At 38.8% G+C, this 22,088-nt stretch carries 25 protein-coding genes; 12 read left to right on the top strand and 13 right to left on the bottom strand.

Going from position 1 to position 22,088, the window contains the following annotated elements; all coding sequences use genetic code 11:
- Position 1: 1 nt before the first annotated feature.
- Positions 2-895 (bottom strand): LysR family transcriptional regulator, encoded by an 894-nt coding sequence (locus MKX57_RS08140; RefSeq protein WP_342532481.1) that lies wholly within the window; start codon positions 893-895, stop codon positions 2-4.
- A 139-nt stretch (positions 896-1,034) separates the two neighbouring features.
- On the opposite strand from MKX57_RS08140, the gene MKX57_RS08135 reads away from it, so the two are divergent.
- The 5 genes from MKX57_RS08135 (at position 1,035) to MKX57_RS08115 (ending at position 5,618) form a co-directional block, all read left to right on the top strand.
- Positions 1,035-2,045 carry an alpha/beta fold hydrolase gene (locus tag MKX57_RS08135; RefSeq protein ID WP_342550890.1) on the top strand — a complete coding sequence of 337 codons (1,011 nt, stop codon included), beginning with the start codon at positions 1,035-1,037 and terminating at the stop codon, positions 2,043-2,045.
- A gap of 76 nt (positions 2,046-2,121) precedes the next feature.
- Complete coding sequence (locus tag MKX57_RS08130; RefSeq protein WP_342550889.1) at positions 2,122-2,943, top strand: MerR family transcriptional regulator; 822 nt, start codon at positions 2,122-2,124, stop codon at positions 2,941-2,943.
- 19 nt (positions 2,944-2,962) lie between these two features.
- Complete coding sequence (locus MKX57_RS08125; RefSeq protein WP_043990831.1) at positions 2,963-4,147, top strand: MFS transporter; 1,185 nt, start codon at positions 2,963-2,965, stop codon at positions 4,145-4,147.
- A gap of 105 nt (positions 4,148-4,252) precedes the next feature.
- Positions 4,253-4,831, top strand: a complete 579-nt coding sequence (locus MKX57_RS08120; RefSeq protein WP_107921814.1) for a DUF3862 domain-containing protein — start codon at positions 4,253-4,255, stop codon at positions 4,829-4,831.
- Positions 4,832-5,087: 256 nt separating this feature from the next.
- Positions 5,088-5,618, top strand: a complete 531-nt coding sequence (locus MKX57_RS08115; RefSeq protein WP_342550888.1) for a LysM peptidoglycan-binding domain-containing protein — start codon at positions 5,088-5,090, stop codon at positions 5,616-5,618.
- A gap of 115 nt (positions 5,619-5,733) precedes the next feature.
- Here MKX57_RS08115 and MKX57_RS08110 read toward each other — a convergent pair whose 3' ends face one another.
- Both MKX57_RS08110 and MKX57_RS08105 read right to left on the bottom strand, forming a co-directional pair.
- The gene (locus tag MKX57_RS08110) at positions 5,734-6,924 is read right to left on the bottom strand and encodes an MFS transporter (protein ID WP_089985175.1); all 1,191 of its coding nucleotides are present in this window, start codon (positions 6,922-6,924) and stop codon (positions 5,734-5,736) included.
- A gap of 5 nt (positions 6,925-6,929) precedes the next feature.
- Positions 6,930-7,328: a MarR family transcriptional regulator gene (locus MKX57_RS08105; RefSeq protein ID WP_008181866.1), complete on the bottom strand. Its 399-nt coding sequence runs from the start codon at positions 7,326-7,328 to the stop codon at positions 6,930-6,932.
- A 163-nt stretch (positions 7,329-7,491) separates the two neighbouring features.
- On the opposite strand from MKX57_RS08105, the gene MKX57_RS08100 reads away from it, so the two are divergent.
- Positions 7,492-8,046, top strand: coding sequence for a DJ-1/PfpI family protein (locus MKX57_RS08100; RefSeq protein WP_089985061.1), 555 nt, complete (start codon positions 7,492-7,494; stop codon positions 8,044-8,046).
- Positions 8,047-8,081: 35 nt separating this feature from the next.
- Here the strand turns inward: MKX57_RS08100 and MKX57_RS08095 are convergent, their stop codons facing one another.
- From MKX57_RS08095 to MKX57_RS08075, 5 genes are all read right to left on the bottom strand, one after another.
- Entirely contained in the window at positions 8,082-8,402 is a 321-nt protein-coding gene (locus MKX57_RS08095; protein WP_008181862.1) for a DUF3889 domain-containing protein, read from the bottom strand.
- 88 nt (positions 8,403-8,490) lie between these two features.
- Complete coding sequence (locus MKX57_RS08090) at positions 8,491-8,622, bottom strand: hypothetical protein (protein WP_004269370.1); 132 nt, start codon at positions 8,620-8,622, stop codon at positions 8,491-8,493.
- Positions 8,623-8,644: 22 nt separating this feature from the next.
- Positions 8,645-8,869 carry a hypothetical protein gene (locus MKX57_RS08085; RefSeq protein WP_025115069.1) on the bottom strand — a complete coding sequence of 75 codons (225 nt, stop codon included), beginning with the start codon at positions 8,867-8,869 and terminating at the stop codon, positions 8,645-8,647.
- Between the two features lie 128 nt (positions 8,870-8,997).
- On the bottom strand, positions 8,998-9,834 hold the full coding sequence (gene coaW, locus MKX57_RS08080; protein ID WP_089985063.1) for a type II pantothenate kinase: 837 nt from the start codon (positions 9,832-9,834) through the stop codon (positions 8,998-9,000).
- 416 nt (positions 9,835-10,250) lie between these two features.
- Positions 10,251-10,985 (bottom strand): SDR family oxidoreductase, encoded by a 735-nt coding sequence (locus MKX57_RS08075; RefSeq protein WP_008181884.1) that lies wholly within the window; start codon positions 10,983-10,985, stop codon positions 10,251-10,253.
- Positions 10,986-11,213: 228 nt separating this feature from the next.
- On the opposite strand from MKX57_RS08075, the gene MKX57_RS08070 reads away from it, so the two are divergent.
- Complete coding sequence (locus MKX57_RS08070) at positions 11,214-12,035, top strand: squalene/phytoene synthase family protein (RefSeq protein ID WP_239354448.1); 822 nt, start codon at positions 11,214-11,216, stop codon at positions 12,033-12,035.
- Between the two features lie 331 nt (positions 12,036-12,366).
- On the opposite strand, the gene MKX57_RS08065 is transcribed toward MKX57_RS08070, so the two are convergent.
- Positions 12,367-12,855: a metal-dependent hydrolase gene (locus MKX57_RS08065; RefSeq protein WP_008181459.1), complete on the bottom strand. Its 489-nt coding sequence runs from the start codon at positions 12,853-12,855 to the stop codon at positions 12,367-12,369.
- A 161-nt stretch (positions 12,856-13,016) separates the two neighbouring features.
- On the opposite strand from MKX57_RS08065, the gene MKX57_RS08060 reads away from it, so the two are divergent.
- From MKX57_RS08060 to MKX57_RS08050, 3 genes are all read left to right on the top strand, one after another.
- Positions 13,017-14,243, top strand: a complete 1,227-nt coding sequence (locus tag MKX57_RS08060) for a ferric reductase-like transmembrane domain-containing protein (RefSeq protein WP_239354446.1) — start codon at positions 13,017-13,019, stop codon at positions 14,241-14,243.
- A gap of 385 nt (positions 14,244-14,628) precedes the next feature.
- On the top strand, positions 14,629-15,255 hold the full coding sequence (locus MKX57_RS08055; RefSeq protein WP_089985068.1) for a nitroreductase family protein: 627 nt from the start codon (positions 14,629-14,631) through the stop codon (positions 15,253-15,255).
- A gap of 344 nt (positions 15,256-15,599) precedes the next feature.
- On the top strand, positions 15,600-16,085 hold the full coding sequence (locus MKX57_RS08050; protein ID WP_008181464.1) for a hypothetical protein: 486 nt from the start codon (positions 15,600-15,602) through the stop codon (positions 16,083-16,085).
- 28 nt (positions 16,086-16,113) lie between these two features.
- Here MKX57_RS08050 and MKX57_RS08045 read toward each other — a convergent pair whose 3' ends face one another.
- Entirely contained in the window at positions 16,114-16,836 is a 723-nt protein-coding gene (locus MKX57_RS08045) for a DUF1835 domain-containing protein (RefSeq protein ID WP_342550887.1), read from the bottom strand.
- The gene (locus MKX57_RS08040; RefSeq protein WP_237068760.1) at positions 16,725-17,177 is read right to left on the bottom strand and encodes a hypothetical protein; all 453 of its coding nucleotides are present in this window, start codon (positions 17,175-17,177) and stop codon (positions 16,725-16,727) included. Before MKX57_RS08040 ends, MKX57_RS08045 begins: the two co-directional genes overlap by 112 nt.
- A 142-nt stretch (positions 17,178-17,319) precedes the next feature.
- On the opposite strand from MKX57_RS08040, the gene MKX57_RS08035 reads away from it, so the two are divergent.
- Entirely contained in the window at positions 17,320-18,489 is a 1,170-nt protein-coding gene (locus MKX57_RS08035) for an alanine--glyoxylate aminotransferase family protein (protein WP_043990802.1), read from the top strand.
- A 104-nt stretch (positions 18,490-18,593) separates the two neighbouring features.
- Here MKX57_RS08035 and MKX57_RS08030 read toward each other — a convergent pair whose 3' ends face one another.
- Positions 18,594-19,922 (bottom strand): D-serine ammonia-lyase, encoded by a 1,329-nt coding sequence (locus tag MKX57_RS08030; RefSeq protein ID WP_342550886.1) that lies wholly within the window; start codon positions 19,920-19,922, stop codon positions 18,594-18,596.
- Positions 19,912-20,385 (bottom strand): YaiI/YqxD family protein, encoded by a 474-nt coding sequence (locus MKX57_RS08025; protein WP_008181474.1) that lies wholly within the window; start codon positions 20,383-20,385, stop codon positions 19,912-19,914. Before MKX57_RS08025 ends, MKX57_RS08030 begins: the two co-directional genes overlap by 11 nt.
- 175 nt (positions 20,386-20,560) lie before the next feature.
- On the opposite strand from MKX57_RS08025, the gene gdhA reads away from it, so the two are divergent.
- Positions 20,561-21,934, top strand: coding sequence for an NADP-specific glutamate dehydrogenase (gdhA, locus tag MKX57_RS08020; RefSeq protein WP_036124917.1), 1,374 nt, complete (start codon positions 20,561-20,563; stop codon positions 21,932-21,934).
- Positions 21,935-22,088 lie beyond the last annotated feature (154 nt).

Raw genomic sequence — 22,088 nt, 5'->3', positions numbered from 1 at the left:
TTTATTTATTATTCACAAAGCTGTCTCGTGCCAAATTTAAAAAAGCATGGATGGCAGGCGAAATCCACTTTTCTTCATGCCAAAACATTTGGGTGGCAAACGATGTGGCTGTCATATCCCATGGCAACGAGACCAGCTCCCCCCTACTCAATTCTGCTGTCACAGCCATTTCAGGTAAGATCGCGATGCCCATTCCGATTTTCGCACATTGTTTAATGGCCTCCGCACTGTTAAATTCCAATTCGGTAATTCCGCCCATACCCTTTTGTGAAAGACTCCGTTCAAAAAATGTGCGATAGGAACACCCCTTTTCCGTCAGCAAAAAGGTCTCCCCATTAAAATCTTCAATGTCCAATTCAGTACGTGAAGCTAAAGGATGATCGGGAGCTACCAAAATATAAAAGGGCTCATCCTGCATTTTTTCTCCGCAAAAGCCCATCTCTTTTTTGTCCTCATCGAGCATAAAAATAATGTCCGCGTCCCCTTCTCGCAAACTCTGTTTTAAATTCGAATGAGACAACGGCCGAAATATGAGCCGAATTCCTGGATAACGTAAGCGAAACAGACGCAAAACAGCAGGCAGACGGTACGTGCACAACGTTTCATCTGCGCTAATGACCAACGTCCCCGTCATTTCGCCCGATTGCTTAACGGCATGCTCTGCTTCTTCAATTTCATCCAATATACGGACTACATAATCTAGAAAACGTCTACCGGCATCGGTCAGAATTACTTTTTTCCCTAATCTATCCACCAGCTTAACACCGAGTTCTTCTTCTAATGCCTTCATTTGCATCGTAACCGTTGATGGAACATAGTTTTGCACTTCGGCAGTACGGCTAAAACTGAGGGTCGAAGCAAGTGTATAAAAGGTCTTTAATTGACGCAATTCCATAGTAAATTTCACCCCGTAATTCAAAAAAAATGAACGTTTTATTCAAAAACGTTTCTTTGACTTAACAATAGCATTCTCGTAGAGTAATGACAAGAAAGGCCATTTAATCCATCTTTAATTACGAAAGGGAGTTTTTCACATGAGAGATTATGAACTTTATGAACTGGGAGACATTCAGCTACAATCAGGTGACATACTGCCAAATGCAGTTCTCGCCTATAAAACATATGGGACACTCAATGCAGAAAAGAATAATGTTATTGTTTATCCCACATGGTTTGCAGGTTTGCATACCGATAATGAATGGTTAATCGGAACTGGTAAGGCACTGGACCCAGAGAAGTATTTTATCATCATACCGAATATGCTTGGCAATGGATTATCCTCTTCTCCAAGTAATACACCAGCGCCATATGATCAAGCAAATTTCCCTCTCATTTCGATTTATGATAATGTGCGACTACAGCACCAATTGGTTACTCAAAAGTTTGGTATTACCAAAATAGCACTCGTAGTCGGCTGGTCGCTAGGGGCTGTACAAACCTTTCAGTGGGGAGCAAGCTACCCTGATATGGTCGAACGAATCGCTCCATTCGGAGGGACTGCCATGACCAGACCACATGCCAAGGTTGTATTTGAAGGAATGATTGCTGCCCTTCAAGCTGATTCTAGCTGGAAAAATGGTTTTTACACCAAGCAACCTAAAGTAGGATTGGCTGCCATGGGACGTGTCTATGCAGCTTGGGGCTTCTCACAGGCTTATTATTTAGAACAGCTCTATCGGCAAGAAGGCTATGAAACGCTGGAGGAATATCTCGTAGATTACTGGGATCAAGTGTTTTTAAGCTTTGATGCCAATGATCTGATCTCCATGCTACGTACTGGCATTACGGGGAATATTAGTACCAATGCGATGTATGATGGTGATTTCGAGCTGGCATTAAGCAAGATTACAGCTCGTGCATTGGTCATGCCAGGAAGTACAGATCTTTTCTTTCCTCCAGAGGATAATAACTATGATGCACTACATATGCCAAATGCCCGCTTCCTCCCTATCGAATCGAAATGGGGACATTGTGCAGGGATTGGACAGCATGAGCCAGATTCTGAATTTATAGATCAAAACCTAAAAATGTTCCTGCTTGAATAAAAATTATTTTGCTCTTGACTTTCCCCTGCACGGGAAACTATATACTTCCATTATGATAGAGATTGGAGGTGATATTTTGTTTAAAATTAGTGTGTTTTCTAGGCTAAGCAAAGTATCCTTAAAAACATTGCGCTACTATGATCAGATTGGTCTATTAAAGCCAAGAAAGGTGGATCATGAAACTGGCTATCGTTACTATTCGGCAGACCAGCTACTTGAAATCAATCGTATTTTTATTTATAAGGAATTAGGATTCACTTTGCCACAAATCATTCATTTGCTCCATGAGGATATTACATTCAAGGATATTCAAGGGATGTTTAAGCTAAAAAAAAGTGAAATCCAACGCATTATTGATATGGAACAAGCCAAGCTTGCTCGGATTGAGGAACGTATGCAGCTTTTAGAAAGTGAGGGGCAAGTAGAAACCGTACAAGAAATCAGGATCAAGGCTGAAGATACCCAGCAGTTCCTTTCTTTGAAGGCGCACGGAAGAGAAGAAGACATTCCGGATCTATTTCGGACATTTAATCACATATTACTAAAGGAAACTCGCCAATTGACTCAAAGTCCTCAGGTCGTTTTATGGAAAGAAATAGAGGACCCAGAAGATGAGTTCGAATTTGAAGTCGGTTATTTTTTAAGCCGGGAGCTTCCATCGTATCCAGATACATTTCAATTACGAACACTTCCCTCTGAGCCGATGATGGCAACCATGACCTTTCGCTCGGATTCTCATTTTGCTAGTACAGCCTGTGTAGATTTAGCTAAATGGATTGAAAGAAACAACTATCAGATTAAAGAAAACGAACCTGGTAGGGAAATATATTTACCGTTATCTACGTCACAGAATGCACAATTAATGGAAATACAAATTCCCATTATAGAGAGAAATTAAAAAGGCGGAGGGAATTGAGTTGAAAAATAATATGATTATCTATATTTTAGCATTTGTTGTTTTTCTAATCGGAACTGTTGAGTACATTATTACAGGAGTAATTGAAATGATTGCCGTGGACTTTGGAGTAACCGTTTCTGAAGCTGGGTTATTGGTGACTGTATTTGCCCTCGCTGCGGCCATTATCGCTCCGATTCTAATCGCCCTCACAATCAATATGGACCGTAAAAAGTTACTCATTATAACTATAGGTGTGTTTATTGTCAGCAACGTACTAATGTTTATAAGTCCTGCTTATGAAGCAGCACTGTGGATACGAATTATGCAAGGGGTTAGCGGAGGAATTGCTACAGTGGTAGCCATGGCAGTAGCTACACGACTAGTTGAAAAAGAAAAAAGAGGCCGTGCAATCGGGATTATTTTGATGGGTCTAAGTAGCTCACTCGTGCTTGGTGTTCCGATCGGTACCTTTTTTAGTGAAATGTTTGGATGGAGAGTTTTGTTTATTTTGATCGGTTTATTAACGATTCTCCCATTGCTAACTGTTTATAAAAGGGTTCCAGCAATCAAAGAAGAAGAAACTGTTACCCTTAGAATGCAGCTCTCTATTTTAAAAGACCCAAAAATTCTCACTGCCCTGGCTATTACTATATTTTATATCGGTGGATACGCTACTCTATTCACGTATATTACGCCCTTCTTGCAAGCCACATCCACCCTTTCCATAACTGAAATTAGTGGCATTCTATTTCTAGCAGGAATTTGTAGCTTCATGGGATCAAGAATGGGCGGACAATTAGCAGATACAAAAGGTTCGAAATTCACCATTTATTTCGGACTGTTCTTACAGGGAGTAACCTTACTTTTATTCACGCTAGCGGGCTTCCATCTCTTTGTGTTGATCTTAGTTCTCATGATATTCATGCTAGCAACATGGAGTATTTCCCCTGCTCAGCAGTTATTTTTGGTCACCTTGGTACCTCGAAATCCAGATATTGCCCTAAGCATCAATACGTCCTTTATTCAATTTGGTTTTGCGCTAGGCTCTGGATTAGGCGGGCTTGTCATCAGCCATACCTCCGTCCTAAATTTGAATTGGGTAGGATTGGGTGCAGTAATCATTGCTTTATGTCTTGCCATCATGCTATTCAGAACATGGAATAATGGAATTGAAACCTCCATTGTGCCTAAAGAAAAATATTAATTAACCCTGATATGCTAGATAAAAATAGGTTGTTTTTTACATAATGACAATACCTTCCATTATTGATACAATTTAATAATACTTTTAATTAAAGGGGAATTCATTATGAAGAAAAAACTCATTTTTAGCACGGCACTATTATTAAGTCTTGGCTTAGCTGGATGTGGAGAGACCGCTACAAAGGATGAATCAACAAATGATTCTAAACTAGAAGCATCCGCACCAGCTGCAAAAGAAGAAGGTAAATTGACAGAAGAAAAATTCAAACAAATTAAAGATGGCATGACATACGAAGAAGTTGTAAAAATTGTTGGTGCCGAGGGCAATATTATGTCTGAAACAGGCTCAGCTGGTGAACCTCACCACACTGTTATGTACGAATTTGAAACAGATGGCGTCATGTCATCTTCTACAATGATGTTCCAAGGTGGTAAGTTAATCAATAAAGCACAATTCGGTGTTGAAACGTCTGATATCCAAATTACTCTTGACCAATTTAACAAGCTAGAAAATGGAATGACAAAAGAACAAGTATTCGATATCCTTGGTGGCGAAGGTGCGGTTCTTTCTGAATCAGGGGATATCGTTATGTATACTTATAATGGTAAATCCTTAGGTGCCAATGCCTCGTTAATGTTTCAAGGTGGTAAATTAATGAACAAAACTCAATTAGGATTAGAATAAAATCAAACCAGGTACTCATTTGAGTATCTGGTTATTTGGTTTTCTCCCTTCTTATTTAAACCATTTGTTCTCCGATTAGATCAAACTTCAGCAGGTCATTGTCTCCCCCCATCTAGCCCTAAATCATCAGAAAAAAACCATGTTCATCCCATTGTAAAAAGTCTTTGTATTGTTATTTTATTGACATCTAACTGTAATAATATGATGTTAAAATCAATTTCGTATTAAATTTTAACATTATAGGAGGAAAGAAAGCATGAAGAGCAGTAAAAAGTATAGATGGGGCATGAAATTAGCGGCATTGGCATTAAGCGCATCCGTACTTTTTTCAACAGTAGAATCAGCATCAGCTGCGACCTATACCGTTCAATCTGGTGATTCCTTATGGAAGATTGCCAATCATCACGGTGTATCCTATCAAACATTGATGAACTTAAATCATTTATCGTCTTCCAATATTTATGTTGGACAAAAATTAACGATCCATCAACAACTGTCTACCACACCGAACGCGTCGTCCAAATTACTTCAGGTCGCCAAGCAACAATTAGGTGTCAAATATACATTTGGTGGGGTAAAACCGAGCACAGGCTTTGACTGCTCAGGCTATATCACCTATGTCTTTAATCAAGCTGGTAAGTCAACACCACGTAAAACGGCAGCTGGATTTTATCAGTCCGCTAAAAAAGTAAGTTCACCTCAAGTCGGAGATATCGTGTTTTTTGCTAATACATATAAAGCAGGAATTTCTCATGCCGGCATCTATATTGGCAATGATCAATGCTAGTAATGGAGGCGTTACTATTGCTAATATAAATAACGCCTATTGGAAAAAACATTTCGTTGGCTATGGTCGTTTATAATAAAAGCAAAAAACAGTTGGGTGTGTCCCAACTGTTTTACTATATATTCACTACTTTTTTCGGCTTTATCTTTGCAAGACGTAGGAGATAAATGATAAAGACCACTCCTAATAATCCGGCTCCTGATAAGTAAACAGAAGCATACCCTGCCTGTACGGCTACCATTCCTAATATATAAGAACCTAGGGCAATTCCAAGATCAAACATCGTGAAATAGGTTGCTGTTGCGTAACCGCTTCGTTGGATGGCTGTTGATTGAACGGCTAAAGCTTGTAAGCTAGTTGTTACTGCTCCGTAGCCAAAGCCTACAAAAATAGCTGCACTCAAAAATAAGATAGGTCCTTCAACGAAGGCTAACATGATAAGTCCGATAGCAAAAGAGATAATACCAGGAAGTATGACAAATTGAGGCCCCTTTGTATCATAAATTTTACCTGTATATGGACGTGTAATTAACATAGCTGCTGCAAACATGGCATAAAAAAGACTGGCAACCGCCATTAAATCTTTCTGCTGTGCATAAACCGATAAAAATGATAAAACACTTGCATAGGAAAAAGCTACTAAACTAGCGATGGCTGCAACGGGCAAAGCCTTACGCTCAAATAAATCGTGGAAGGTGAACGTTAATTTCCCTTTATGTGTTGGCTGCGGTAAATCGTCGGTATTAACCGTTAATGCTAAAATGCCCCCAGCTAATATACAAATACTCATGATAATAAATAACACGTTAAAAGTGCTATATTGAATTAATAAGAGGCCGATAAATGGCCCAATGACAACAGCTAGATTGGTAGACATCGTGAAATACCCTAAGCCTGCCCCTTTTCGCTTAGCTGGTACAATATCTGCAGCTAATGATCCTGCGGCTGTTGTAATAATACTAAAGAAAATCCCCTGAATAAAACGAAGACCAAGTAAAAGTCCAAATGGATGTATGAATAAATATAAAACAGTACAAATAAAATAGCCGGCTATGGATAGCACTAGCAATTTTTTTTTTCCAAACACATCTAATAATTTACCTGAAAATGGACGCACAATAATCGCTGAAAGTAAAAAACCTGACAATAATAAGCCAGCTTCCTTATCCGTTTGGTGTAGTTCACCGATGGCATAAAGCGGCAAAGTCGTAACTAGCCCATAGAAAACAAAAAAGACTGAGATATTTGTTAAAAAGAGACTAATGAACCGCTTTGTCCATATTTGTGTATTTTCCTCTTGCTGCATGTCAATCAACCTTTCATTTTTTCCAGTAATATCATAAACTGCTGCTGTTCCTCAGCCGTCAGTGATCCTACCATTTCTTCCTCAAACGCTAAAATCGTTTCTGTAATGGCTGGTAAGCGCTCATTGGCCTGTGCAGTTAAGGTTACAATTTTTTCACGCTTATCCTCCCCGTCTAATCGTTCCACCCAGCCTAAAGTTTCTAATCGTGTGATAGCTCTTGTAATGCTTGGTGCCTCTACATTTAAATATTTCCATATTTGCGTTAAGGTCATAGGCCCGTTTTTATGTAAACAATATAAAATGGTCCACTGTGAGCTATATAAATGATGCTGCTTCAAAACTTCATTTAAGCAGTTCGTTAAATACCGGCTTTTTTGGAATAAAGCATGGAATATTGGATTCATCTGGTCTACCTCCTAAAATTATTTACCTAGCTAAATAAACTATACGCTTCATTTTTTTCTTTGTAAAGTAACTAATTTGGCAAAGGTCGTTCTATGTTTGCAGGAAATTTTTTGCATATGTCGAATTAAGCAAGGAGATTCACAATGAAAAGGAGATGGAATCATGGGGAAAAAGGTTTTAATACTAGCAGGAGATGCAGTAGAAGCTTTAGAGATTTTTTATCCTTATTATCGTTGTCTTGAGGCAGGTTTTGATGTCACAATTGCTGCACCATCCGCAAAGAAATTACAAACTGTCTTACATGACTTTGTAGAGGGCGTCGATACGTATATTGAACGTCCTGCCTATGGCTTAGAGGCACATGCTTCTTTTGCAGATGTTGATCCATCACAATTTGATGGATTAATAATTCCAGGTGGTAGGGCGCCAGAATATATTCGTTTAAATGAGCATGTACCAACACTTGTTAGCCATTTCTTTGAAACCAATAAACCGATTGCCGCTGTTTGTCACGCAGCACAAATTTTTGCAACCATCCCCGATATACTAAAAGGGCGCGAACTAACAGCCTATATTGCCTGCAAGCCTGAAGTCCAAATAGCAGGAGCCACTTACATTGATGCCAATCTTCACACAGATGGAAACTTAATAAGCGGACATGCGTGGCCAGATTTACCAGGGCTTATGCGTGAATTTATTCAAAAATTAGAGGGATAAGCATTGAGGATGCCTAAACATAGGCATCCCCTTTTTTATGACTGGCTTTCCTGTAATTCAATTTTTTCTACTTCTTGCGTTGAGGTAAGATAGCTAATTCTTACATGAACTCCAAATTCTTTGTCAGGTTGCTTCAGCCAAAGCTTAAATTTTTCAATGGTTGACGCCCCATGTACTTCCTTGCCCTCATGTAAATAATCCACAATCTTGGCATGAGGATACTTCCCCTTCACTTCTTCTACCGCCATCTTTCCCCACTTCGCATAGGCAGGTGTTTCTTGCTGTGCCAAAACCATCTCAGGGATATGTAATGGCACGGCAAACAGAAGTCCAAGCATTACATACACTTTTTTCACAGAAAACCCTCCTCATTAGACGGTATAGAATGATGAACCAAGTAAAAAATAAGAGCTCCAAAAGCTTTTACTTATGGAGCTGAAGTGTTTATTGTTTTGGCTGTTGAGGATTATTATGAATGACTTGGTTGAACTCTGCTGAGTATTCTTCCCGATCATTCTTTTTATGTGTATCCTCTTTCTTTTTCTTTTTAAAGCTTGTTTTTCTTTTCTTCGCCATTGCTTACACCTCCAAATAATAATTAGCTTTTTTTATTGGATTGTTGATTTTTATCATGATTCGTTTTATTGTTTTTATTTTTGGCCTTCGCATCAAATTCTGCCGCGAACTCCTCATTCAAGTTGTCATTCGGGTTGTTATTATTACTATTACTTCTATCGAGGTCTTTGCTTTTGTAGGTGCCAAAAGGATTATGCGTTCTGGCATTCATTGTTTTTTTGCTGTTTTTATTATTTCGGTTGCCCACAGATATCACCTCCTACCTATAATTTGCTCATGTACTACCGTTTATATGAGGTCTTTTTTTCGGGCATTTTTGTAAAAAAAAAATGAACACCACTAACTCCCGTTAGTCATGTTCATTCTTATCTGTCTTTAAACAATTGTATATTCCGTTATATTCAATAATGCTCCCACAGCTCCAGAAAAGCCATGATCATTAATAAAGACAGGTGTATGCTTTTTCGTGCGTGTATAATTGGCAATTACGCGGGTAAGATGCTCATTATTGCTGAGAGTCGATCCAATATAGACGATATGCTGTGTATTTTTTTCCTCGGCATATTGAATACTTAATGTTGTAATCACTTCGCCAACGAGTCCCTGTACAGTGGCAATAATATCCTCAGCAGGATGCTTCAATGATTGTGTAATGCCCACTTTACCAAAATTACTAGCAGTTAAATGACCATCAATCGGTGTGTCCATTCCTTGGTAAATGTCCTTGACCAATAAATCGATACTTTCTCGATTACCGTTAGCAGCCATTTCACGAATTTCATTATAGTCTGTAATGCCTGTTGTAAGCGCTGACAATCCTATTAATGTACCGCCACCAACGCCTGTCCCACCAACGCGTATATGTGTATTATCTTCCATATAATGTATAGAAGTTCCTGTTCCGATATTAGTAATCATACTACGTTCAAACAAGTAGCCTTCTTTATTTAATAAAAAACGAACACCTTTTAATGTAGCTTCAAATTCTACTATATAATGAATCGATTTCATCGTTTTAATGACATCAAGTAATTGTTCTGTACGTCCCCCCGTAACACCAATATCCTCAATATCTGGATGATCAATAATCCAATTTTTCACAGACAGCAAATCATTTGACGGGAAGGTTGTTAGAATAAGTTCATTGTCTTCATCTAAATAAGCAACCTTTGTCAATGTGCCACCTGCATCAATACCTATAGCCTTTGGCATACTATTCTCCTTTGTGTTTATTACGTAATCTCATCTACCTAATGACCATTACGCTAGTAGTCAGGCAACTATTTAAGTTTCATGCCTTCATTGGTGTCAAGGATTTTGCAAGGAGTTTTTTGTGTGCCAAAATCCTGACTAACTAGTTATTATACGAAACCATAATGCTTCGTACAGTCCCCCAAATCTTGTAATGACATTTTCGCCCTTTCTAAACTTTAACGCTGTTGAAATGATTGTGCAATAACTTCATAAACAATCATGAAAAAAACACGAAAATTATCAAAATTTTTCTAATCAACAGCGGGATCTTGACGAATTATAATACTTTAACATCATTCTACTAAAAAAACAAAAAAAGTGAAAATGCACTGCTTGAACACAGGCATTTCCACTTTCTTATTCTTTACTATTAATTAACGAGCTGAATAACCACCATCAATAACTAACTCAGCACCTGTAATATAAGAGGCTTCATCGGATGCTAAAAATAAGATTGCATTTGCTACTTCTTCTGGTTGACCAAGACGTCCCATTGGCGTAGTTTTTACTAACATATCCATAGCTTCTTTTGCTTCCGATAATTTTGCTGTCATCGGTGTTTCAATAACACCTGGGAATACCGTATTGACACGGACATTGAAAGCACCAAGCTCGGAAGCTGCTGCACGAGCGATCGCACGTAAAGAACCTTTAGATGCCGTATATGCATTGAAGCCTGCACCAATAATCGCCGTGTAAGATGATGTATTAACGATTGAGCCCTTTCCTGCTTCCTTCATATATTTAGCTGCATGTTTTATGCCAAGGAATGGACCAAAAGCATTGATATTATGCATGATTGTCCAGTCCGCTTGTGTAATTTCATCTGGACCTTTTTCGGAAGAAATACCAGCATTGTTAATTAAAATATCAATACGGCCATATTTTTCGACAATCGCTTTTGTCACTTCTGCCCAGTTTTCGTCAGAAGAAACATCTAATTTCATACCCTCTACATTTTCTAGCTCTGAAATTTTCGCTAGGTTCTCCTCGTTAATATCCGCTGCAATGACTGTAGCCCCTTCTTGTGCAAACAATTTTGCCATCGCTGCCCCCATTCCAGATGCTCCACCTGTAATCATTGCGATTTTATTATTTAAACGTCCCATTACTTTATACTTCCTCTCACTTGAAATTTGTCTGTCGTACTAGTATAAACCGACACTTTTAGACCACAATAAAAGTATATGTCTAAATAGTTTACTATTAAACTATATCATTTTTAGTAACCGTTTTCAAAGAATATCTCCATAATCATGAACAATCTGTTTTATCTTTCCCCATTTTTACGATACGATATACTATAGATGTGGAACCATTTGAACGGAGGAATACAAGTGAAAGATCAAAAAAGACTTTATAAAGAGGCGATGCAAGTTTTAAAAGACACAAGTCGCACTTTTTATATACCTATCACTTTCTTAAAAAATGATTTAAAGGTATCGGTAGCAGCTGCCTATTTAGCAATGCGCGCCATTGATGAAATAGAAGATCATGAACAGCTTTCCAATGATGTAAAGTTTGATTTATTATCAGTAACTAGTGACCTTTTAAAGGACACATTTAATGATGAGGCATATCAAGAATTGTTAGCGCCTTATGCGGCACAGTTACCTGAGGTAACCCTCCGCTTAGCAGATTGGCTAACATTCTGCCCTGAGGAATCACGAAAAATTGTCCAAGCCTCTACAAGTGAAATGGCCTTTGGTATGGCGAAGTGGTCTAAAGCTAATTGGCAGGTGCATACACGCGAGGATTTAGATGATTATACATACTACGTAGCAGGGCTTGTTGGGACAATGCTGTCTGAGCTTTGGGCGTGGGGTGCAGACATTCAAACAGATCGAGATTTAGCAATTGGCTATGGTCGAGGTCTCCAGGCTGTCAATATTTTACGCAATCAGCATGAGGATATGGATGAGCGTGGCGTAAGTTTCGTTCCTGACGGCTGGACACGCGAGGACTTATTTGCTTATGCAGAGGAAAATCTCGCAAAAGCTGATCTTTATATGAAAGATATTAATAAACGCACCGTATTATTATTTTGTCGATTACCACTTGCATTAGCGCATAAAACATTGAAAGCCATGCAAGATGGTCGTGAAAAAATTACACGAACAGAGGTTGAACAAACGGTCGAAGAGGTACAGGCTGACTGATGAGTGGCCTGCATTTCTAGCATAACCCAATAAGATGCACAACCTATAAAACCCCTGCATGAGAATTTTCTCGTACAGGGGTTCCTTTTTGAGCAGCACTTATTATAAAGGTTTGCGTTACGCAAAGGTCAATCGCTAGTTTCAGGTATTTTTTAATGAAAAACCTCCATAAAAATTATGGACAATCCCCCATTGTTTTAGCATACTTTCAAAGCTTCAACTCACAAAAAAAAACAAAGCAGCTTACAAAAAAATACTCCCCATAGATAAACAGATGTTTTTGTCTGCCTACCTAATGGGGAGCATCTTACACTCTTAGGGGTTTCTTTGCTTAAATAGTAGCAAGAAGCTGCACAATAATTTCATAGCTAAAAAAGACTGAGAGCATTGTTAACAATGTAAACACTACTTTTTCAACTTTACTACCTGTTTTTGTAGTAAGTGGTAGACGCACCGAAATGGATACTGGGAAAAATAGTTTAACACCCTTTTTGGTCCCCATATCCAGTAAAACATGACTTGCCATCCCTAATAAAATACCTATTGTAATGGATTTATACGGTATAAATGTATGTAGTAGCATCCCCATCAAAAATAAAAACAGTAAACTATGTGTAAAGGAACGATGTCCAAACAACGAATTAACCATTTTTGAAATGATGGGAAGCTTCCTTCCGATTTTGCTACCACCATGGCAAATATCTGGAAGTAATGCACCGATAACGCCTGCCCCTACCAAAACAAGCGGATTATCATTAGAAATTTGTGCAAAGGCTAAACTTGCTGTAATGCCCCCAACAATATGGGTATTCCCTTGCATAAATTACTTCCACCCTTCTTACGCATTTTGCGAACCTTCTTAATGTAACATACATATGCCCAAAAGGGAACATACATTCCGAACGTACGATCTAAAATATTTTCATCCAATAATTGTATAGCCATAAAATATATGGTTAAAAATAAGAATGGAGGTTATTTATGAAAGCGTATAGAGGACAACTACTTATTATATTGGCGATGGGAAGTAGCGCATGCCTTTGGTATTTTGCTACACCGCTGACACCCATTCATCCACTGAACAAGCTTGCCCATATTATTGGAGGCTTAGCGATTACAGGACTCTTCCTTGTGTTTCTTTTCTCTACAAGAATGAAAATATTAGAGCGCTGGTTCCATGGGCTAGAGCGCCTAAATTTTTATCATAAAGTTTTGGCCATGTTTTCACTTGCGTTCATCATTATCCATGGACAATTGCAAAAAATGGTTCCCGATGAAGATCTGCCACAAACATCTTTTCGTGAATGGGCGAAAGAGCTTGGTGAGTTCGCACAATATGGCTTTATTATTCTGATCGCCCTCGCATTCCTAGCAAAATTTTTAAAATATGAGCATTGGCGTTGGCTACACCGCTTATTGCTGCTTCCTTATACATTGGGCATTTACCATACTTATTTTTCGAGCGAATATGATTTATTACAGCCTTCAGCATTAGGTATTTTCACAGCTCTTACGACAACCATTGGATTTATGTCTGCCCTGTATATGATGACTATGTATCAAGATATGTTCTTCCCGTATAACGGAACTATTTCCAACATTCAAAAATTGAATGCCCATGTTATCGAATTAGAGCTAACCCTCACGAAAAAACTTCATTACCGCCCTGGACAATTTCTCTTTCTAAAAATCTTTCAGGAAGGCATTGAAAAAGCACCACACCCCTTCTCTATTTCTGGTGGGGATGGAGTAACAATTAGGGTGACAATCAAAGCTGTCGGCGATTTTACAAAGCAGGTCTACAATGAAATACAAGTGGATACCCCTGTTGCCATTGATGGTCCTTTTGGTCATTTTGACTTTGCCAAAGGAGCCAATCAACAACTTTGGATTGCTGGGGGCATTGGCATTACGCCATTTATCGCCTATTTGCAAACAAAGCCAACTAAGAAAATCGATTTATATTATTCCTTTCATGGTGTAGATAATATTGTTTATAAAGATTTTTTACTGGACTATGCGCAATCCAATGAGCAATTTACGGTCACTTTTATAGATACATCTCAGGTGGACAGACTTTCTTTTGTCCAGCTGACCATACCAGCTCATACAAGTATTTATCTATGTGGACCCGAAAAAATGATGAAGCACTTCAAATCGTCCGCTCCTACTAGCCATATAGAATGGGAGGCATTTAAATTAAGATAGTGAGGGTTGCCCTTCAGACTGTAGACAAGCTCAAAAAAGTTGAGTGGATCTATAGTCTTTTTTAGCGATTATCACTACGGCTGGACAGTTTCGAGCTACATCCCTCCCATCAGAAAATATCCCATCTATCCACGACCTCAACTACCACTTTTCCCACAGGATTCCCCGTCCTTCGTTCCAATACATATTTTATTCTATCAAAAGCATGAAAAATGCAGTTGTTGCTTCTTGCAAATTTTGAGCTTGATGCGTCATGACATTTAGGCGATCACCACCTCATCAAAAATCCTATATTCAAGACTCTTTAATTCGAGCAATTTACTTGGAATTTGAAATCATTTATCGTATAGTAAAAACGCATCTTATAATGAAGGAGTCAAAATAAATGACAGTGACAAAAAGCAATTTATATAAAGTTATGCATGACCGTAAATCTGTTCGTAAATACGACGAAAATTATAAAATTCCTCAAGAACAACTAGAGGAACTACTAGTAGAAGCCACTTCTGCACCATCTTCAAGTAACTTACAGCCATGGCGCTTTATAGTCATTCAAGATGAGGCAATGAAAAAAGAGTTACGTGCCATTGCTAACAATCAAGAGCAAGTGGAAACTTCCTCAGCTGTTATTGCTGTCCTAGGCGATACAAAAATGTACGAAAATGCTGAATCGATCTTTACAAAAAATTTCGATCTTGGTTATATTAATGAAGCAACAAAGGATTTAATGATTAATAATTCAATGAACTTATATTCTCAGCTTCCTCAGGAGGTTTTAAAGAATATCGTTACATTTGATGCTGGACTCATTTCCATGCAGATCATGCTTTTAGCAAAAGACATGGGCTATGATACAGTACCAATGGGCGGCTTCAATAAAGAAGCCTTCACCAAACATTTTGAATTAGCGGATCATATCGTACCCGTTATTTTAATTGCGATTGGTAAAGCAGCAGCCCCTGCCTATAATTCTTCACGTATTGAGCTAGAGCATATCGCCAAATTCATGTAATACATGTAAAATTGTCACCTTTCTATATGGGAAGGTGACTTTTTTCTGAATAAAATGGCATGTCAGATACCACTACAAACATAGGATAGTAATGTTTGTGAGCAGTACAAGGTGAAAAACTTTAAAAATGATTCTCCTAAACTAGCATATTCATTTTCCCAAGGATATTTTTTGCATTTCTTTCATTCATTACTCAAAAAATCATCATAAAAGAATGAATAAAAATTTTCTTTCTAGTACATTTGTGCCGTTTCTACTAAAAATTACATATAAATGGTTGTAGATTAAACATAATAGGATTGGTATCATTAGGAGGTATTTTCTTAAGAAGGGAGGTTTTTCTGATGGACTATAATTATTATAACTCTGATTTGGATGCAGCCATGGGAGGCTTATTTATTATCGTAATTTTAGCATCTCTAGTTCTTGGGCTAATCGCCTACATTATTAGTGCACTCATTTATTTTATGACATCTAAAACAAATGGTTTTGGAGATGTAGCCTATATTGCTTGGATTCCTATCATTAATGTATACAGCCTTTTCCTACTGACTGCCGGTGGAGATAATCGAGAATCGATTCGTGCAACAGCTCTAAAAAATACCCTTATTTATGCAGGCTTGTTTATCGTTTCGTTTATACCAGTTATCGGTTTACTCGCATCTATAGGTATGGTGGGCTTTACATTGTATTTCACATATCGCCTATTCTATCGCTGGTGTGGTGAAACTGGTAAGGCTGTACTTTACACGATTCTAATGGTTATTACAGGCGGGTTGTTCTTTGCTATTTACGGTTTAATGCGAATGAACAGACCATTCGCTGTCTAGTTCACTATCCTAAAACCTCTTTAAGTCTTCAGACTAAAGAGGTTTTTTGGCATATTTCCACATAATAATCCCACATAGATTTAGGAATACCTTTTAATGCTAGGGTGCCATTATAGATTAAATATCGAATTCTATATTCTAAATAAAAGATGTTTGGCGATTCATCCATTCTAGCAAGTAGCTCTAAAAGAAATGTTCCAGTTTGAATAAAATCCACATGTCCCTGTTCCTGATGTATTTCTTTTAGCCTCTTCACGATGAGAGAGTCATAAAAATTTTCAGACACCTCTTGAATATGCTGTTGCTCCCATTGACGAAGCACTGCCGTTGATTCTGCCAGACCTTCCCATTGCTGTAGAAATTTTAGACGTTCTTTTACTGATAATCTCTTTTTTTCATACAGATTTGGATTCCACTGACGTTCGATCACTTGCTGTCCATTTGTATGTATAAGAAATATTTCATTGTGTTGATCACGCAATAAATAGAGGAAAAACCGAAGCCCACATTGTTCTTCTATATTGTCCCCACACCAAATATAGATAGGTAGGTGACTCGGAATATCCCGTATCTCTCGAATTGCCTCTTTTAATTTATTATGACCAACAAAGTTATCCACCTCATCATTACTATTTTCCATTAACCACTTTTGGCGGCATGCTTGTCCTCTTTCTTCATCAAGCTTCCACAGCGGTCCGATAGACAAATCCTCTGGAAAGCCAATGACATATTTAGGCGGAGCAAGTGCCACTCGTAAGGAGCCTGCTGCAATTCTGAGCAAACAATATGTACAACTTGGGCAGTTGTTGTCATCATACTCTTTCTTTGAAGCTGAATATAATCATTAATGGTGTCTACCAAATGACTAAGGTGTTCCGCCGCAACCCAAAAAGACCATCCCTCTTTAGGATCACTTTGTTCATGCCGAAATGTTGTAAATGGCTCTGATGGCAGAAGCTCATACCCCTCCCATTCTCCCTTTTCCACGACATTTGCTAATGTGATGTAATCGAGTGTTTGAATTTTATATACAAGCACCTGATTGCGTTCGTACAAAAAATAGATAAATGGATAGTGCTTCATTGTTTCCATATTCTTGGTCTCCTTTTCAATTTATAGAATCATGACAATCTCTTCCATTATTTATTAAAAAAGCAGCTAGCCTATACAAGAAGTATGTTATTATTATAGTTAGAAAATTTTGAATTTCTGTCAAGTAAAGGGGATTGATAATATGTATGAAAATATTTTAAGACATCCGGGACCAACACCGATTCCAAAGAGAGTTCAATTGGCAATGAATCGAGATATTTTTAGTCATCGGAGTCAAGAATTTGTGGAATTATACCGGGAGACGATTGAAGCCGTAAAGCCTGTCTTTGGCACGACACAGGACATTTTACTCTTGCCATCAGGCGGGACAGCTGCACTTGAAGCTGCGGCAGTCAATACGGTTGCGGCCGGTGAAGAAGTTGTGGTCATTACTGTTGGGGCATTCGGTGACTATTTCGTTTCCATTTGTGAGCAATATGGCTTCCATGTACATAAGCTCGAAAAAGAATGGGGACAAGCTTGCACTCCTGAGGAGCTACGAGCATTTTTACAGCCATTACAAAATATTAAAGCGGTTTTCGTCACATATAATGAAACATCTACAGGCATTTTAAATCCAGTCGCTGAATTAGCACAAGTGATTCATGACGAAACTGATGCTCTCGTTATCGTGGATGGCGTAAGCTGCATCGGTGGCGCGCCTGCTGAAATGGATGCTTGGGGTATTGATATTCTCGTGACAGGCTCGCAAAAAGCGATGATGCTTCCGCCTGGACTCTCTCTTGTTAGTGTGAGCGAAAAAGCTTGGCAAGTCATTGAAGACAATCAAACGCCAGCATATTATTTAAATCTATTAAGTTATCGTAGTTGGGCAGAAAAGGGGATGACGCCAAATACTCCTGCTATCACGCTTATTGATGGCCTGCATGAGGTTTGTCAGCTAATTGAACAGGAAGGCGGCTTCTCACAGACCATTGCCCGTCACGAGCTGATGAAAAACATGGTACGTAGTGCTATGAAAGCTTTACACCTCGAGCTCTTAACTGAAAATCAATACGCCTCCCCTACCATTACGGCTATTAAGGCACCAAAGGGGATTGAGCTTGGTGAATTTTTATCGCACCTTAAGCAGCAATATCACTTAGATTTTGCAGGTGGTCTTGGTCATCTACAAGGTAAAATTTTCAGATTCGGCCATATGGGCTATTGCTTCCCAAGTGATATACTACAAGCCGTATCCTTATTGGAGGCGGGGCTCCAAGACTTCGCTTATGACTTCCAGCCAGGCGCAGGCGTCCTTGCAGCTCAAGAAGTATATTTAGCAGCTCAACGTAAAGCATTGCAACGTTAATAATAAGAAAACAGGTGAAGAATTTTTCTTCACCTGTTTTTGCGCTTTCGAATAACTTGATTGGGGCAAGACTTTCCCTGTTCGAACAAAAAGTATCATCATTTTCAAACTAAATCTCTGCTCTTAGCCAAATACGTAGCACGCATGCTGTCTGGGACCATACTGCCACCTGTTGCCCACACAAGATGGGTTGCCTGCGCCATATGCTTTGTTAGTCCGCGCTGAGCTAAATAGTGTTGACCTTTTTGGGACAAGCGAATAGCGCCAAACATTCCTGCATGTGCAGATGGCTCTAAAAATAGTTTTTCGCTATCGATAGCTAAACCTAAAGAGGTAAACAACTCTTCATCTGTCACTGTATAGCAGCCACTTATATACGTCTCCATTACTTTTCCTACAAACTTGGAGGCGCGACCCACTGCAAGACCATCTGCTTCGGTTTTATTATCTAATTCTATATCCTCTACACTGATAGCATCATGAAGTCCAGTCATTAAGCCTAGCGTCATACAAGGTGAGGCAACAGGTTCTGCGAAGAAAATATGCACATGTTCGCCAAATATTTCTCGTAATCCGTAGGCAACACCGCCTGGTCCTCCCCCTACCCCACACGGTAAATACACAAACAATGGATGTGTGACACTGACTGGTATGTTCATGTTTTCTAATTGCCATTTTAAACGCAATGCTGCGACTGCATAGCCTGCAAATAGATCCTTTGAATTTTCATCATCAATGAAATGACACATAGGATCTAATTCTGCTTCTTGACGCCCCTGTTCAACGGCAACACTGTAATCAGCCTCATATTCAACTACCGTGGCACCTTTCTCCCTAAGTAAAGCTTTTTTCCACTCCTTGGCATCACTCGACATATGTACAACGACATTAAAGCCGAGCTTCTTGCCTATAATGCCGATACTTAAACCTAAATTTCCAGTAGAGCCAACCGCAATGGTATATTGCTGAAAGAAGGACTGAAACTCCGCTGATGCTAGTCGTTCATAATCATCTGTTACTTGAAGCTTCCCACTTGCTAATGCCAGCCTTTCAGCATGCTTTAAGACCTCATAAATGCCTCCCCGTGCTTTGATGGAGCCTGAGATAGGTAAAGCATGATCCGATTTTAAAAGCAACTGACCTTCTATCAACACGCCATATTTATTTTCAAGCGCACTTTTCATAGCAGGAATTTCTAGAATGTCTGATTCAATTAATCCATTACTTTCCTCAAGCTCAGGGAATGCCACTTTTAAATATGAAGAAAAGCGTTGTAACGTTTCCTCTGCCTCCTTTACTTCTTGCATAGTAAAAAGCGATGTTTCCGGCTGTTTCACCCCATTTGTATTTTCCCAAAGTACAGTATTTTTAGCAGCCATCGATTTTAACAGTGGAAATTGCTCTAAAAGATCATGCTTACGTTCATTTTTCACCTGTAGAGTCCTCCATTTTTTGTGCAAAAATCGCTCGTTCACAAATTTGTCGAAATTTCATTTCAAACGAAATATTGTTTTCTTGTGTCCTTTTTTTAGGGCCCTTGGTGCGTCCACCTGCTCGACGAATTTTTTGACCGACATGGCGCATATCGAGCAGGCGTTCGATATTTTCATTAGACATTTCTCGTCCATTTTGATCAATTGGATACCCTCCTCTTGCTAAAACCATTGCCGCTAGCCCATAATCCTGTGTTATGACAATATCGTGTTTTGAAAGCGCGTTCACTAGCGTAAAATCAACCGAATCAGGACCTTTCGGCACCATAATTGTTATTACATTATCACGTTCTACACGATGGGATGTATCGCAAAATAAGATAGTTTCTATCTCAAACTCAGATGATACAGATAGCGCCAAATCCACTACTGGACAGGCATCAGCGTCTATAAGAACCTTCACAATAAGGCATCATTCCTTTCTCATAATTAGATGAATACTATCACCTAACATTATTTTAAAATATCATTTCCCCGACCCCTCTTGCTCAATTTTTCACAAACTAAAAAAGTATTTTATTGAATAGTTTGAAAAATAAATATACGATACACCTATCAACTAAATGGGGGTTTTTACTATGACAATCACAACTGTTAGCAATGAACAATTAGCTAAAGAATACGTAGATGGCGTATTCGAGCAACTTAAACAACAGAACTGTCATCAAGCGGAGTTTCTACAAGCAGCTGAAGAAATTTTCATTTCATTAGTACCTGTATTCGTCCAACATCCTGAATATATTAAGGCCAATATTTTATCTCGTATTGTTGAGCCTGATCGCATCATTTCTTTCCGTGTCGCTTGGCAAGACGATACGAACCAAGTGCAAGTAAATCGCGGGTATCGTGTACAATATAGCAATGTCATGGGGCCTTATAAAGGCGGCCTACGCTTCCACCCTTCGGTAAATGAATCCATCATTAAATTCCTAGGCTTTGAACAAATCTTTAAAAATGCTTTAACAGGGCAACCAATCGGTGGTGGTAAAGGTGGGTCTAACTTTGATCCGAAAGGTAAGTCAGATTCAGAAATCATGCGTTTCTGCCAAGCCTTCATGACTGAATTATACCGTCATATTGGTCCAGATGTCGATGTTCCTGCTGGTGATATTGGTGTAGGTGCTCGTGAAGTAGGTTATTTATGGGGGCAATATAAACGTCTAACTAAAGCTAGTGAATCAGGTGTATTAACTGGGAAAATCCCTGGCTATGGTGGGTCCTTAGCACGTAAAGAGGCAACGGGTTATGGTACAGTTTATTTCGTCAATGAGATGTTAAAAGATGCGAACGATTCATTTGAAGGAAAAACAGTGGTTGTTTCTGGTTCTGGAAATGTTTCAACGTATGCGATTGAGAAAGCACAACAATATGGCGCAAAAGTAGTTGCTTGCTCTGATTCCGCAGGCTATATTTATGACCCAGAAGGCTTAGATTTAGATGTCATTAAAGAAATTAAAGAAGTTAAAGGTGATCGTATTTCAACTTACGTAAGTTACCGACCAAATGCTACTTTTACAAATGGCTGCACTGGCATTTGGACGATTCCTTGTGACATCGCTCTACCATGTGCTACTCAAAACGAAATTAATGGTGAGTCAGCTCGTACATTAATTTCAAATGGGGTCAAAGCAATTGGCGAAGGTGCCAACATGCCTTCTGATCTTGAAGCAATTAATGAATTCTTAAATGCTGGTGTATTGTTCGGACCAGCAAAAGCAGCGAATGCTGGAGGAGTTGCTGTATCTGCTCTTGAAATGGCACAAGATTCAAGTCGCGTATTTTGGTCATTTGAAGAAGTAGATGCGAAACTTCATCAAATTATGAAAGATATTTATTCAGATAGTAAAGCTGCTGCTGAAAAATACGGCTTCCCTGGCAACTTAGTTATGGGAGCAAACATCGCTGGCTTTATTAAAGTGGCAGATGGAATGCTGGCTGAAGGCATTTATTAATTATTAATAACTGTCCTAGCTATCTAGCATAAATCCTCCAGCGAACTTACGAAGCATTTCAAAACACAAGGTGATGACGATTATTCGTTATCACCTTGTGTTTTTATTGTAAATTAGCAATAAATGATAGAAACAAACACACAAAACGAACATT

This window comes from Lysinibacillus sp. FSL M8-0216 (assembly GCF_038595555.1).
In the GTDB taxonomy this organism is placed as follows: Bacteria; Bacillota; Bacilli; order Bacillales_A; family Planococcaceae; genus Lysinibacillus; species Lysinibacillus fusiformis.
The sequence above is the reverse complement of the archived record's forward strand: the minus strand, read 5'-3'. Positions and strand labels throughout refer to the sequence as shown.